Origin of the sequence: Nonomuraea sp. NPDC005730 (assembly GCF_040630865.1) — a bacterium.
GTDB lineage: Bacteria > Actinomycetota > Actinomycetes > Streptosporangiales > Streptosporangiaceae > Nonomuraea.
In genome coordinates this window covers 162,997-176,339 of record NZ_JBEXYK010000005.1, presented here as the reverse complement: position 1 = coordinate 176,339, position 13,343 = coordinate 162,997, and the positions used below count along the sequence as shown (strand labels likewise).

The 13,343-nt window shown below is 71.1% G+C and carries 13 protein-coding genes; 7 read left to right on the top strand and 6 right to left on the bottom strand.

Annotation, left to right across the window (positions count from 1 at the left end):
- The first annotated feature begins 10 nt into the window (after nucleotides 1-10).
- Complete coding sequence (gene lysA / locus ABZ444_RS10215; protein WP_357994668.1) at nucleotides 11-1,246, top strand: diaminopimelate decarboxylase; 1,236 nt, start codon at nucleotides 11-13, stop codon at nucleotides 1,244-1,246.
- Between the two features lie 26 nt (nucleotides 1,247-1,272).
- Here lysA and ABZ444_RS10210 read toward each other — a convergent pair whose 3' ends face one another.
- Nucleotides 1,273-1,788 carry a pyridoxamine 5'-phosphate oxidase family protein gene (locus tag ABZ444_RS10210; RefSeq protein ID WP_357994667.1) on the bottom strand — a complete coding sequence of 172 codons (516 nt, stop codon included), beginning with the start codon at nucleotides 1,786-1,788 and terminating at the stop codon, nucleotides 1,273-1,275.
- Between the two features lie 115 nt (nucleotides 1,789-1,903).
- Nucleotides 1,904-2,362 (bottom strand): MarR family transcriptional regulator, encoded by a 459-nt coding sequence (locus ABZ444_RS10205; protein WP_357994666.1) that lies wholly within the window; start codon nucleotides 2,360-2,362, stop codon nucleotides 1,904-1,906.
- Between the two features lie 65 nt (nucleotides 2,363-2,427).
- Here ABZ444_RS10205 and ABZ444_RS10200 point away from each other — a divergent pair, with 65 nt between their 5' ends.
- Together ABZ444_RS10200 and ABZ444_RS10195 are read left to right on the top strand one after the other, a co-directional pair.
- On the top strand, nucleotides 2,428-2,925 hold the full coding sequence (locus ABZ444_RS10200) for an SgcJ/EcaC family oxidoreductase (RefSeq protein WP_357994665.1): 498 nt from the start codon (nucleotides 2,428-2,430) through the stop codon (nucleotides 2,923-2,925).
- 108 nt (nucleotides 2,926-3,033) lie between these two features.
- Nucleotides 3,034-4,062, top strand: a complete 1,029-nt coding sequence (locus ABZ444_RS10195; RefSeq protein WP_357994664.1) for a polysaccharide deacetylase family protein — start codon at nucleotides 3,034-3,036, stop codon at nucleotides 4,060-4,062.
- 88 nt (nucleotides 4,063-4,150) lie between these two features.
- On the opposite strand, the gene ABZ444_RS10190 is transcribed toward ABZ444_RS10195, so the two are convergent.
- Nucleotides 4,151-4,786 carry a hypothetical protein gene (locus ABZ444_RS10190; RefSeq protein WP_357994663.1) on the bottom strand — a complete coding sequence of 212 codons (636 nt, stop codon included), beginning with the start codon at nucleotides 4,784-4,786 and terminating at the stop codon, nucleotides 4,151-4,153.
- Nucleotides 4,787-5,057: 271 nt separating this feature from the next.
- On the opposite strand from ABZ444_RS10190, the gene ABZ444_RS10185 reads away from it, so the two are divergent.
- Together ABZ444_RS10185 and ABZ444_RS10180 are read left to right on the top strand one after the other, a co-directional pair.
- Complete coding sequence (locus ABZ444_RS10185; protein ID WP_357994662.1) at nucleotides 5,058-7,208, top strand: serine/threonine-protein kinase; 2,151 nt, start codon at nucleotides 5,058-5,060, stop codon at nucleotides 7,206-7,208.
- 55 nt (nucleotides 7,209-7,263) lie between these two features.
- The gene (locus tag ABZ444_RS10180) at nucleotides 7,264-8,238 is read left to right on the top strand and encodes a malate dehydrogenase (RefSeq protein WP_357994661.1); all 975 of its coding nucleotides are present in this window, start codon (nucleotides 7,264-7,266) and stop codon (nucleotides 8,236-8,238) included.
- Between the two features lie 34 nt (nucleotides 8,239-8,272).
- Here ABZ444_RS10180 and ABZ444_RS10175 read toward each other — a convergent pair whose 3' ends face one another.
- Together ABZ444_RS10175 and galE are read right to left on the bottom strand one after the other, a co-directional pair.
- Nucleotides 8,273-9,505: an MFS transporter gene (locus tag ABZ444_RS10175; protein ID WP_357994660.1), complete on the bottom strand. Its 1,233-nt coding sequence runs from the start codon at nucleotides 9,503-9,505 to the stop codon at nucleotides 8,273-8,275.
- Nucleotides 9,506-9,724: 219 nt separating this feature from the next.
- Nucleotides 9,725-10,675, bottom strand: a complete 951-nt coding sequence (gene galE, locus ABZ444_RS10170) for a UDP-glucose 4-epimerase GalE (RefSeq protein WP_357994659.1) — start codon at nucleotides 10,673-10,675, stop codon at nucleotides 9,725-9,727.
- A gap of 86 nt (nucleotides 10,676-10,761) precedes the next feature.
- Here galE and ABZ444_RS10165 point away from each other — a divergent pair, with 86 nt between their 5' ends.
- The gene (locus tag ABZ444_RS10165; RefSeq protein ID WP_357994658.1) at nucleotides 10,762-12,075 is read left to right on the top strand and encodes a hemolysin family protein; all 1,314 of its coding nucleotides are present in this window, start codon (nucleotides 10,762-10,764) and stop codon (nucleotides 12,073-12,075) included.
- Between the two features lie 14 nt (nucleotides 12,076-12,089).
- Complete coding sequence (gene trpS, locus ABZ444_RS10160) at nucleotides 12,090-13,094, top strand: tryptophan--tRNA ligase (protein WP_357994657.1); 1,005 nt, start codon at nucleotides 12,090-12,092, stop codon at nucleotides 13,092-13,094.
- Nucleotides 13,095-13,134: 40 nt separating this feature from the next.
- Here trpS and ABZ444_RS10155 read toward each other — a convergent pair whose 3' ends face one another.
- Nucleotides 13,135-13,338, bottom strand: a complete 204-nt coding sequence (locus tag ABZ444_RS10155; protein WP_357994656.1) for a hypothetical protein — start codon at nucleotides 13,336-13,338, stop codon at nucleotides 13,135-13,137.
- Nucleotides 13,339-13,343 lie beyond the last annotated feature (5 nt).

Below are 13,343 nucleotides of genomic sequence, written 5' to 3'. Positions count from 1 at the left end.
CTCGCCCATCATGAGTTTGGACATCTGGCCCCAGACCGCCACATGGCACGACGGGGAGCTGCGGCTCGGCGGGATCGGCGCGGTCGAACTGGCCCGGGTGCACGGCACGCCCGCGTACGTGCTGGACGAGGCCGACTTCACCGCCCGCGCCCGCGCCTGGCTGGACGCGCTGCCCGACGGCGACGTGCACTACGGCGGCAAGGCGTTCCTCTGCCCCGAGGTGGTGCGCTGGCTGGACCGGCTGGGCCTGTCCCTCGACGTCTGCACAGGCGGCGAGCTCGCCGTGGCCATGGCCGGCGGGATGCCGCCGGAGCGGGTCGTCTTCCACGGCAACAACAAGTCGGCCGACGAGCTGCGCCGGGCCGTGGCCTGGGGCATCGGCTGCGTGGTCGTCGACTCCTTCACCGAGATCGCCAGGCTCGCCGCGATCGCCGCCTCCCTGGGCGTCCGGCAGCGGGTCATGATCAGGGTGACGCCGGGCGTGGACCCGCACACCCACGCCTTCATCGCCACCGGCGGCGAGGACTCCAAGTTCGGCTTCTCGCTGAGCGCCGGCGCCGCCGCGCTCGCGGTGGCGCAGGTGAACGCCGAGCCCGCGCTGGAGCTGTACGGCCTGCACTCCCACATCGGCTCGCAGATCTTCGAGCTGGACGGCTTCGGCACCGCCGCCGCCAGGATGGCCGCCTTCGCCGCCGAGACCGGCGTCACCAGGCTCGACCTGGGCGGCGGCCTCGGCATCGGCTACACGCCGGACGACCCCACCCCGCCCACCCCCGCCGAACTGCTGGCCGTGCTCAGGAAGGAGACCGCGGGCCTGCACCTGGCCGTCGAGCCCGGCAGGTCGATCGCCGGGCCGTCCACGGTCGCCCTGTACGAGATCGGCACGATCAAGGGCCGGTACGTGAGCGTGAACGGCGGCATGAGCGACAACCCCCGCCCCGGCATGTACGGCGCCGCCTACACCGCCGCCCTGGCCAACCGCGCCTCCGACGCCCCCACGAGCGCGTTCACCGTGGTCGGCAAGCACTGCGAGAGCGGGGACGTGCTGGTCAGGGACATCGTGCTGCCCGGCGACGTGCGGCCCGGCGACCTGCTCGCCGTACCGGTGTCGGGCGCCTACCAGCGCTCGATGGCCAGCAACTACAACCATGTGCCCAGGCCGCCGGTCGTCGCGGTGCGCGACGGGGAGGCGCGGGTCGTCGTCCGCCGGGAGAGCGAGGAGGACCTGCTGCGGCTCTACCTGTGACGCGGACGTGAAAGCCACGCCGGCGGTCAGGACGTGAGCTTGCCCAGGTCGGGGGCGTAGACGGTCATCCAGCTCGGATGCAGCCGGAAGTAGACCACGTCGTGCTCCCAGTCGAAGGCGTCCGCGCCGTAGAAGTCCTTGAAGTAGGCGAGCAGGGCCGGCCAGTCGGCGGCCGGCTCGCCGTCCTGCGGGTTGAGGACCTCCACCCTGCCGTGGGTGAACACGCCCAGGTCCTCCCCGCGCATGTGGGCGACGCTGGCCGCCGGGCGGGCGGCGAGGTGACGCGCCTTGGCGGCGCCGCGCGCCGTGCCGAAGTGCCACTTGCCGTGCAGGAAGTGGCCGTCGGCGCCGCTGATCCGCGGCTCGCCCTTCGCCGTCACGGTGGACAGGGCGAGGACGCGCATGCCGGTCAGGATCCCGGTGAGCTGCTCGGCGTTCAGGGTGCGCTCGGTGACGATCGAGCGCAGGTGCGAGGTGGAGCGGGAGAGCGAGGCGTCGAGGAGCGCCTGGAGCTCTTCGAGCTCCTGCGGGGTTTCGAGCATTGAGGTCCTTGTCTGTACGTACGTACCGGCCCGCGGTCGGCGCCGGCCGGTGGGACCATGCTCGACCGGAAACCCGACACCCTGTGTCGTGTTTTCCGGAACTGTTTTCCGAAACTCAGGACGAATCTCTGACGCGGGCCGCCTGTTCCTCCTGGACCCTGCGGGCGGTGCGCAGGAAGCCGAGGATCACCGCCAGCTCGTCCGGCCCGTAGCCCTCCAGCGCCCGCGCGCCCGCCTGGCCGACCGGTACGAAGATCTCGGCCTCGGCGGCGCGGGCGGCGTCGGTGGCGGCGACCAGGACGCGGCGGCGGTTGCCCGGATCGGGCGCACGGCCCACCATGCCCGCGCGTTCCAGCCGGTCGATGACGGTGGTGACGGCCGCCGGGCTGAGCTTCAGCGCGAGGCTGAGCGCGCCCGCGGCGACCGGGCCCTCGGCCAGGACGACGTCGAGGCAGCGCAGGTCGGTGCGGTTGAGGCGGAGCCGGGCCGCGGCGGCCTCGTCGAAGGCGTCGAAGCTCTGCTGCAGCTGCCGGAGCTCCATGGCGATCTCTCCGATGACGGCACGTTTCGACATTCGAACCTTTCTGATATCGTACTTTTCGTCAGTCGAAATGACGATATCACTCCGGAGGCACCGCCATGCGCTCGACCACCCTCACCTCACCCGACACCGCCGAGATCCAGCGCCTCTTCGCCGACTTCATGGCGGCCTGGACCGCCGGGGACGCCCGCGCGTTCGGCGCCCTGTTCACCGACGACTCCGACTACGTCTCCTACGACGGCACGGTCGCCCGCGGCCGCCGCGCGCACGAGCTCAACCACGACAAGCTCTTCCGCGGCGTCCTGGCCGGATCGGCGCTCGTCGGCGACCTGGAGTCGGTGCGTTTCCTCACCTCCGACGTGGCGGTCGTGCACGGCACGGCCTCCGTCCTGATGCCCTGGCGGTCCACGCTGCCCGGGCGGCGGCTGTCCCGGCAGACCGTCGTCGTGGTGCGGACGGGCGAGGGCTGGCGCATCGGCGCCATCCACAACGGCCGGGTCCGGCCGGTCACCGTCCCGGAGCCGGACGCGTTCCCGTCCAGGATGTCGCAGCTGATGGCCCGGATCGCCCGCCGGTTCGGCCTCGGCAGGGGATGACCCTTTTCGTAATCCCTGACCCTTCTTTGACGAGGTCGCGGCGTGGCGCAGTTGATCACCTGGGTAAGGCCCAACCTGTAACAGTCGTACGCGTCTCGGGGGGTTCGGATGCGACTGGGTATTTTGACAGGAGCGGGGCTGCTCGCGGCCGCCGTCGTCCTGACCGGGTGCGACTCGCCGCCCGACACTGCCAAGATCACCGACAGCAAGGCCGAGGCCGCGGCCAGGCTGAAGCAGAGCAAGGCGGCCAAGATGGCGCTGGCGCGCAAGGTGAAGGCGAACGAGCTGGGCCAGATCCCGGTGCTGATGTTCCACCGGGTCATCAAGAACCCGGCCACCACCGACGACAGGACGCCGCAGCAGTTCCGCTCGGACCTCGAACGGCTGGTCAAGGAGGACTACGTCCCGATCAGCGCTTCGGAGATGGTGACCGGGAAGATCAACGTCCCGGCGGGCAAGCATCCCGTGGTCCTGACGTTCGACGACTCATCGCCCTCGCAGCTCACCCTGAACGAGATGGGCGTCCCGCAGCCGGACACCGCCGTGGCGATCCTGCGCGAGGTGGCCGCCAAGCACCCGGGCTTCCGGCCGGCCGCCACCTTCTACGTCACCCGCGACATGTTCGGCAAGACCGTGCGCGAGGAGCAGGCCCAGACGCTGGGCTGGCTCAAGGACAACGGCTTCGACATCGGCAACCACACCCGTGACCACGTCAACCTGCACGGACGCTCGGAGAAGGAGGTGGAGGACCAGATCGGCGGCATCGCCAAGCAGATCGACGACCTGACCAAGGTCAAGCCCAACTCCATCGCCCTGCCGTACGGCAACCAGCCGCGCAAGAAGGAGTGGGCGCTGCACGGCAAGCTCTACAACCACGCCGGCGCGTTCCTGGCCGGTTACACGCCCGCGCCGTCGCCGTTCAGCAAGGCGTTCGACCCGGGCGGCATCCCGCGCATCCGGGTCATGGAGAAGAAGGGCGACTGCTCGCAGTTCTGCTCGGCGGCCTGGCTCGACTGGCTCAAGAACAACCCGGACATGCGCTACACCTCGGACGGTGACGTCAGCACGGTGGCGTACCCGAAGTTCAAGAACCCGTACCTGCGCAAGTCCTTCACCACCTGGAGCCTGCCCTACTGACGGACGCGCCCGAGCACCACGCTCAGCTCGGCGGGCTCCAGCATGAAGTCGGCCACATGGTCTCCCGGCGCGGCAGGGTGGCGAGCCATCAGCCGGTGGGCAGCCGCGGCGTGACCGTGCGCACGTGCCTGCCCGTCTTCGTGTCGAACAGGGCGACGCCCTGCTGGAGCACGCCGCCGGGGACGAGCTCCCGGTGCCGTGCCGCGATCAGGCGGCCGAAGGGGGACGGCTCGACGGTCCACTCCACGTTGCCCGGCATGGTGCAGCCGCGCAGCAGGTCGCCCTTGGGCGAGTAGACGGCGAACCACACTGATCTGAGGTGGCCCGGGGAGCGGCGGGAGGGCTCGCCGCTCTTCATGACGAGGCCTTCCGACGTCCATCCGGCGACCTGCCCTCGGTCCGGGAGGCGGATGGCCGTGCCGCGCGGGACGTCCACGATCACGGGGGGCTCCAGCATCACCTCGGAGTCCTTGGTCAGATGGTCGGGCCGGAGGAGCACGTGGCGGCCGTCCAGGGAGAACAGCGGCGGCTGAGCTCCGAAGAGGGCCGTGACGGTCCCGCGCGGCTGCCTGACGGGGAGCCGTTCGACGGCTCCCGTCCGCAGGTCGGCCACGACGTAGGTGTTGTCACTGTCCCTCGGGAAGACGGCGCGCCGGCCGGCGGCCAGAACGACGACGAGAACGGCGGCCCCCGTCCGCCAGGGAAGCCTCCGGCGGCGCGTCACGCCGGCCTGCCGACGACGACCTCCTCCGTCCACCGCACCAGGCCGGCCTCGACGCTGATGACGTGCCGGTCGTCCTGGCCGAAGGCCGCCGGAGACCCGATCCGTGATCTGCGACCAACCAGTCAAGACCGCTGTTACAGGGTCCGAATGGACGCTGTGTACGGGCTTTGTGTAAAAACCGGTGAGTCACGAACGGTTAACGGATCCCTGGGAAGTTGCTGAGCGTCGTAAAGTTTGCGTGGTTGGGGTTCAGTGAACGTGGGGAAGACGAATGCCGCAGATCGCGCCGCTGGTGGCCGGCGATCCAGCGCTGCTGGGATCGTTCCGGCTGTCCGGACGGATCGGCGAGGGCGGCCAGGGGATCGTCTACCTGGGCGTCAACGAGCAGGGCGAGCGGGCCGCGATCAAGCTGCTGCACGTGAAGTTCAGCGGTGACACGATCGCCAGGTCGCGCTTCGCCAGGGAGCTGAAGGCGGCGCAGCGGGTGGCCTCGTTCTGCACCGCGCGGGTGATGGAGGCCGACCTCGACGGCGACACGCCGTACATCGCGAGCGAGTACATCGACGGGCGGGCGCTGCGCGACATCGTCGAGACCGACGGCCCGCTCAGCGGCACCGTGCTCGACCGGCTGGCCATCGGCACGGCCACCGCGCTCACCGCCATCCACCACGCCTCGATCGTCCACCGGGACTTCAAGCCCGACAACGTGCTCATCGCCGCCGACGGGCCGCGCGTGGTCGACTTCGGCATCGCCCGCATCATCGACTCGACCGGCACGATCACCAGCCGCGCGATCGGGACGCCCGCCTACATGGCGCCCGAGCAGATCGCCGGCGACGACATCGGGCCCTTCACGGACGTGTTCGCCTGGGGCGCGACCATGGCCTTCGCCGCCACCGGGAAGGCGGCCTTCGAGGGCAAGTCGATCGCCGTGGTGCTCAACCGCATCCTGAACCACGAGGTCGACGTGGAGATGATGCACGAGCCGCTGCGGGGTGTGGTGCGTTCGGCGCTGGCCAAGTCGCCCGACGAGCGTCCCTCGGCCGACCAGCTCCTGCTGCGCCTGCTCGGGCAGACCGGCACGGCGGCCGGGGCCTCGACGGCGGTGCTCACCAGGGGCGTGCAGGTGGCCGGCGACGACACGACGCCGTTCACGCGGGTGTCGGCCACGTCCATCACCGAACGTCCCGCCACGCAGGCCACCGGCCACCCCGTCCGGCCCCCGTCCGGCGCCACCCCGCACCCGGCCACGACCGGCACCGGGCCCGCGCACCCGACCGGCGCAGGGACCCCGCACACGACCGGCTCCGGGTCCGCGCACCCGACCGGCACCCCGCACCCGACCGGCACTCCGCACACGACCGGCACTCCGCACACGACCGGCACTCCGCACACGACCGGCACCCCGCACACGACCGGCACCGGGACCGGTGTCTCCGGGCGTGCGGAGACGGTGCAGTCCGGCCAGGGCCAGGGGCAGGGTCAGGGCCCGGTGGAGGCGAGGCCCCTCGACGAGCCCGTGCCGTCCGGCGGCCGGCGGCGGCTGAAGGTGTGGCTCGCGCTGGCCGCCGCGCTCGTCATGCTGGTGGTCGTGGCCGTCGCGGCGATGGCGAACGGCTGGTCGCCGCTGGCGTTCAAGGGCGAGGTCGTGACCCCCGCGACGACGGGGAAGAAGAACTCGCGGCCCCCCACGTTCGCCTCGGTGGTGGACAAGGTCGCCCAGACCGGAAAGGTCATCGTCGGCGTCAAGGGCGACCTGCCGGGCGTCGGCCTGCAGAACGGCGACGACTTCTCCGGGTTCGACGTCGAGGTGGCCAAGCTCGTGGCCGCCGCGCTCGGGGCCGAGGAGACCACGTTCACCCGGGTCAGCCGGGACGACCGGGCCGACGCGCTGTCCGAAGGCAGGGTCGACCTGGTCGTGGCCACGTACTCGGTGGACAAGAGCGAGACCCGCTTCGCCGGGCCCTACTACGTGGCCCACCACGACGTGCTGGTCCGCGACGGAACGGGCATCGAGTCGCTGGAGGACCTGAAGGGCAGGAAGATCTGCGCCCTCAACAGCCCGACGGTCCGCGAGGTGCAGGAGCAGGTGAAGGTCGAGCCCGTGACCGCCGGCGACTACGCCGCCTGCATGGACCTGCTCAGGCAGGGCAAGGTGGACGCGGTGCCCGGCGACGACCTGATCCTGGCCGGGTTCGCCAGCCGGGAGAACATGCGCTACAAGGTCATCGGCGCCAAGCTGAACAACGAACGGTACGCGGTCGGCATCCGCGGTGGCGATGCCAAGACCTGCACCGCCGTCAAGGGCGTCATCGCCGACCTCTACCGCAAGGGCACCATCAAGAAGCTCCTGAACAGCCACTTCGGCAAGGTCGACTTCACGCCCGAGCTGAAGGTGCCCGCGATGGAGCCCTGCGGATGACGAGCGGTAACATCCGAAAGTCCAACGAATTCATCCAGTGAGTTAGGGGAAGGCCATGGCCACGCCCGTCAAGGTAACCGTCACCGGGGCCGCCGGTCAGATCGGCTACGCACTGCTGTTCCGCATCGCGTCGGGACAGCTGCTCGGCGCTGACGTCCCGGTCAAGCTGAGCCTGCTGGAGATCCCGCAGGCGGTGAAGGCGGCCGAGGGCACCGCCATGGAGCTCGACGACTGCGCGTTCCCGCTGCTGTCCGGCATCGAGATCACCGACGACGCCAACGTGGCCTTCGCCGGTGCCAACGTCGCCCTGCTGGTCGGCGCCATGCCGCGCAAGGCCGGCATGGAGCGCGGCGACCTGCTCGGCGCCAACGGCGGCATCTTCGGCCCCCAGGGCAAGGCGATCAACGAGCACGCCGCCGACGACATCCGCGTCCTGGTCGTGGGCAACCCGGCCAACACCAACGCGCTCATCGCCCAGCAGAACGCGCCCGACGTCCCGGCCGAGCGTTTCACCGCGATGACCCGCCTCGACCACAACCGCGCGCTGTCCCAGCTCGCCGCCAAGCTCCAGGTCCCGGTCACCGAGATCAAGAAGATGACCATCTGGGGCAACCACTCCGCCACCCAGTACCCCGACCTGTTCCACGCCGAGGTCGGCGGCAAGATCGCGGCCGAGCAGGTCGAGGGCGAGTGGCTGCGCGAGACGTTCATCCCGACGGTGGCCAAGCGCGGCGCCGCCATCATCGAGGCCCGTGGCGCCTCCTCGGCCGCCTCGGCCGCCAACGCCGCGATCGACCACGTCCACGACTGGGTCAACGGCACCGAGTGGACCTCGGCCGCCGTCGTCTCCGACGGCTCGTACGGCGTGCCCGAGGGGCTCATCTCGTCCTTCCCGGTGCGTTCGGTCAACGGCCGGTACGAGATCATCCAGGGCCTGGAGATCGACTCGTTCTCCCGCGAGCGCATCGACGCCAGCGTGCGCGAGCTGACCGAGGAGCGCGACGCCGTCCGCGAGCTCGGCCTCATCTGAACCAGGCGCGACACCCCGGACGCGCGTCCCCGGCTCAGCGGGGGCGCGCGTCCGTCGTCGTGAGGGGGAGTGCGGCCTCCCGGGTGCGCTCGGCCCAGCGGGTCACCGGCGGCACGGCGAGCCCGGCGGCCAGGAAGACCCCGCCGAACAGCAGCCAGCCCGGCAGCCCCCAGCCCACGATGACCGTGGTCATGACGGCGGGCACGACGATGTTGGACACCTGCTGGCTCATCCCGTACAGGCCCTGGTACTGGCCGATCGCGTGCGACGGGGCCAGCTCGTACGACAATCCCCACGAGCCGGCGGCCTGCAGCAGCTCACCGAAGACGTGCAGCAGCGCGCCGCCGAACAGGGCGACCACCGCCACCCAGGCCGGCTGTCCGGCGGCCAGGGCCAGCAACACGCACGCCAGCAGCAGGAACACGCCGGAGCGGCGCTGGGCACGGGCCGCGCCGGCCGCGTCGTCGGTGCCGCGGCTGAGCCGCACCTGCAGCAGCGTGACGGTGACGGTGTTGATCATGGCGACGGCCGCCACCGTCCACGTGGGCGCCGAGGTCCGGCCGGCCACCCAGAGCGGGATCGCGATGGTGAGCAGCCCGTTCTGCATGAACAGCACCGCGTTGAGCAGCGCCAGCACCGCGTACGGCCGGTCGCGCAGCACGATCCAGACCGGCTCGCCCGCCTTGCGCGGGACCGGCGCGACGGGCGGCACGCGGAACGTCAGCGCCGCGCTGCCGAGGTAGCAGAGCGCGCACCCGAAGATCATCCCCAGGTACACGGGACGGCTGTCGAAGTGCAGCGCCGCGCCCGCCCCGAGCCCGCCGACCGACCAGCCGACGTTGGTCACGGCCCGCAGGTACGCGCGCACCCGCACCCGATCGGCCGCCGGCACCGCGCCCCCGACCAGCGCCGCCCGCGCGGTGCCCTCGCCGGCCTCGGCGAACGTCACCAGGGTGGCCACCACGACGAACCCGGCGAACCCCGACACCAGCGCGTACACCGGCACCAGCAGCCCGCCCGCGGCGGAGAAGGCGATCTGCACCCCGCGCGGCCCGGCCAGGTCGGACAGCCGTCCGGCGGGCAGCCCGGCGGCGAGCCCGACGGCCGCGGCGATCGTCATCCCCAGCCCGATCTCGCCGTCCGACAGGCCGACCGACAGTTTGAAGAACAGCACGCTCACCGTGACGAACAGGCCGCGGCCGAGGGAACGCAGGAGTGTGGCGTACGTGAGCGCGCGCACGGGCCCGCTCTCGGGGAGGAGTGACACGGCGGAACAGGCTACTGGTGCCGGGAAACGTCCTTTTCGTCCGCCCCCGGACAGGAGGGGACGGGCTGGGCGGCCGGCGCGGGCTGGGAGGTCGCGTAGAGCGCCCCGGCCGCCGCGGCGAGGCTGCCCAGCAGGATGAGGGCACCAAAGAGCAGCTTCGTGACCCTTGGTGAAAAGCTCCTCACATTTGGGTATCACAGCACACAAACGCCGCCCACATCAGGCGTTCCCGGAAAGTGCCGCCCACGCGTCGGAGACGATGTCACGCAGCGCCGCCCGCTCCGCCTTCCACCCCAGGTCGCGCTGGATCCGCGCGGACGAGGCCACCAGGACGGCCGGGTCGCCGGGCCGCCGGTCGCCCACGACGACCGGGATCTCGTGGCCGGTGACCTCGCGGCAGACCGAGATCACCTCCTGAACGCTGAACCCGGTGCCGCTGCCCAGGTTGTAGATCTTGTGCTCGCCCGCGGCGACCGCCTCCAGCGCCAGCAGGTGCGCCCGCGCCAGGTCGCCGACGTGGACGTAGTCGCGCACGCAGGTGCCGTCGGCGGTGGGGTAGTCGGTGCCGAAGACGCTCACCGAGTCGCGCTCGCCGGTGGCGACCTTGAGCACGTTCGGGATGAGGTGGGTCTCGACCGTGTGGCGCTCGCGGAAGCGGCCGTAGGCGCCGGCCACGTTGAAGTAACGCAGGCTCACCGCGCCGAGCCCGCGAATGCCCGCGTAGGCGCTCAGGGCGGTGTCCACGGCCAGCTTGGAGGCGCCGTAGGGGTTGGTCGGGCGCGTCGGGTCGTCCTCCTCGATGGGGGAGCGCTCGGGCTCGCCGTACGTGGCCGCCGTGGAGGAGAAGACGATCCGGCGCACGCCCTGGTCGCGCATCGCGTCGAGCAGGGCCAGCGTGCCGCCGAGGTTGCTCGCCCAGTACAGGCCCGGCTTCTCCACAGACTCGCCCACCAGGGACTTGGCCGCGAAGTGCAGCACGGCGTCCATGCCGTCGAGCGCGTCGTGGGCGTTCGTGATCGACTCGCGCACGAACCGGGCGCCCTCGGGCACCGCGTCCTCGTGGCCGGTGGACAGGTCGTCGAGCACGGTCACCTCGTGCCCCGCCTCGACGAGCTGCGCGGCGACGACGCTGCCGACGTACCCGGCGCCTCCGGTGACCAACAGCCTCATGTGCACTCCTGTTTAGATATGTTTGATTTTGTACGGCTTGCCGTTCAGCATACGCGGGAAACCCGCCGAGTACGCTGCCAACCACCATGTTTGACACCCTCGCGGCGAACATCGCCCTGGTCCTGATCTTCATCCTGGTCGGCGGGTTCTTCGCGGGCGCGGAGATCGCGATGGTCTCCCTGCGCGAGAGCCAGGTCCGCAAGCTCGCCGAGCGCGGCCGGAGGGGGGAGCGCGTGGCCAAGCTCGCCCGCGACCCCAACCGTTTCCTGTCGGCGGTGCAGATCGGGGTGACCGTCGCCACGATGCTCTCGGCCGCCTTCGGCGCCGACCGGCTCGGGATGGAGCTCGTCCCGGTGCTCGAACGCTGGGGGGTGCCGCAGGCGGTCGCGCCCGTGCTCGGGCTCGTGCTGGTGACGCTGGCCATCTCGTACGTCTCCCTGGTGCTCGGCGAGCTGGCCCCCAAGCGGCTGGCCCTGCAGCGCACCGAGGGGCTGTCGCTGTTCGTCGCGCCCTTCCTCGACCGGATCGCGGCCCTGTCGCGCCCGATCATCTGGATGTTGTCGAAGTCGACCGACCTGGTCGTCCGGCTGCTCGGCGGCAACCCGGAGGCCGACCGGGAGGAGGTCACCACCGAGGAGCTGCGCGACATGGTCGTCGGGCACGCCGAGCTGACCGCCGACGAGCGCAAGCTCATCGCCGAGGTGTTCGCCGCCGGCAAGCGCCAGCTCCGCGAGGTCATGCTGCCCCGCACCGAGGTCGAGTTCATGGACGCCGAGACGCCGCTGGCCGAGGCCGCGAACCTGGCCGCCACGCTCCCGCACTCCCGCTTCCCCGTCTACCGCGACTCATACGACGAGGTCATCGGTTTCGTGCACGTGCGCGACCTGCTCGACCCCGAACTGATCGGGCGTACCGAGCCCATCAGCGCGGTCGTGCCGATCCGGCCGGCCAAGTTCGTGCCCGCCTCCAAGCGCCTGCTGAGCACCCTGAACGAGATGCGCGACGAGGGCCAGCACCTGGCCATCGTGGTCGACGAGTACGGCGGCACCGCCGGCATCGTCACCATGGAGGACCTGGTCGAGGAGCTGATCGGCGACATCAGGGACGAGTACGACGTCGAGGAGGACGTCGTCGTCCTGCCCGCCGGCGAGATCGAGATCGACGGCCTGACCAACCTCAACGACTTCGCCACCGAGACCGGCGTACGGCTGCCCGACGGCCCGTACGAGACGCTGGGCGGGTTCGTGATGGCCATGCTGGGGCACCTGCCCGCCGCCGGCGAGCAGGTGGAGATCCAGGGCTTCGAGCTGACCGTCACCGAGCTGGACGGGCGCCGGATCGCGCGGGTGAGGGTGAAACGCCGGGCCGCCGCCGAGTCGCCGCCCGACCAGGATTCCTGACACAATTGCCAGCTATGGCCAGACCTCGTGTTCTCTCCGGCATCCAGCCCACCGCGGACTCATTCCACCTGGGCAACTACCTGGGTGCGGTCCGTCAGTGGGTCACCATGCAGGAGACCCACGACGCCTTCTACTGCGTGGTCGATCTGCACGCGATCACCGTGCCGACCGAGCCCGCGGCCCTGCGCAGGCGCAGCCGGGTGGCCGCCGCGCAGCTCTTCGCCGCCGGCCTCGACGCCGAGCGCTCGACCGTCTTCGTGCAGTCGCACGTGCGCGAGCACACCGAGCTCGCCTGGGTCCTGATCTGCCTCACCGGCATGGGCGAGGCTGCCCGGATGACGCAGTTCAAGGACAAGTCGGCCAAGTTCGGCGAGAGCGCGGCCAGCGTCGGGCTGTTCACCTACCCGATCCTGCAGGCCGCCGACATCCTGCTCTACCAGGCCAACGCCGTCCCGGTGGGGGCCGACCAGAAGCAGCACCTGGAGCTCACCCGCGACCTGGGCCAGCGCTTCAACCACCGCTTCGGCGACACGTTCACGCTGCCCGACCCGTACATCCTCAAGGAGGTCGAGAAGATCACCGACCTCCAGGACCCGACGGCGAAGATGTCGAAGTCGTCCTCCAGCCCGGCGGGCATCCTCGACGTGCTGGAGCAGCCGGGGCCGCTGCGCAAGAAGGTCATGCGCGCGGTGACCGACACGGGCTCGGAGGTGCTGTTCGACGAGGAGAACAAGCCGGGCATCTCCAACCTGCTGCGCATCCAGTCGGCGCTGACCGGCACGCCCATCCCCGACCTGGTCGCCCGCTACGAGGGCCAGGGCTACGGCACCTTCAAGAAGGACGTCGCCGAGGCGGTCGTGGAGACGTTCACGCCGATCCGGGAGCGCACGGAGAAGCTGCTGGCCGACGAGGTCGAGCTCGACCGCCTGCTGGCCGTCGGCGCCGAGCGCGCCGCCGCGGTGGCCCGGCGGACGATGGCCGAGGTCCGCGACCGGGTGGGCTTCCTGCCCAAGGTGTGAGGCGGGAAGGGCGGCGGGCCTGCCGCCCTCCCTCCGGTCGTCACAGGTATGCGCCCGGCCGGTCGAGGGGGCGTACGCGCAGGCGGGCGCGGAGCGCGGCCAGGCTCCGGCCGGTCAGCCGCACCCCGCCCGACACGGCGGTCCATCCCGATCGTCCGCGGCTGAACGCCCAGCCGGGGAACTCGCGCATGGCCTCCTCCAGCAGGCGTTCCATGACGACGTCGGCACTCGGCGTGGTGGTCATGGACG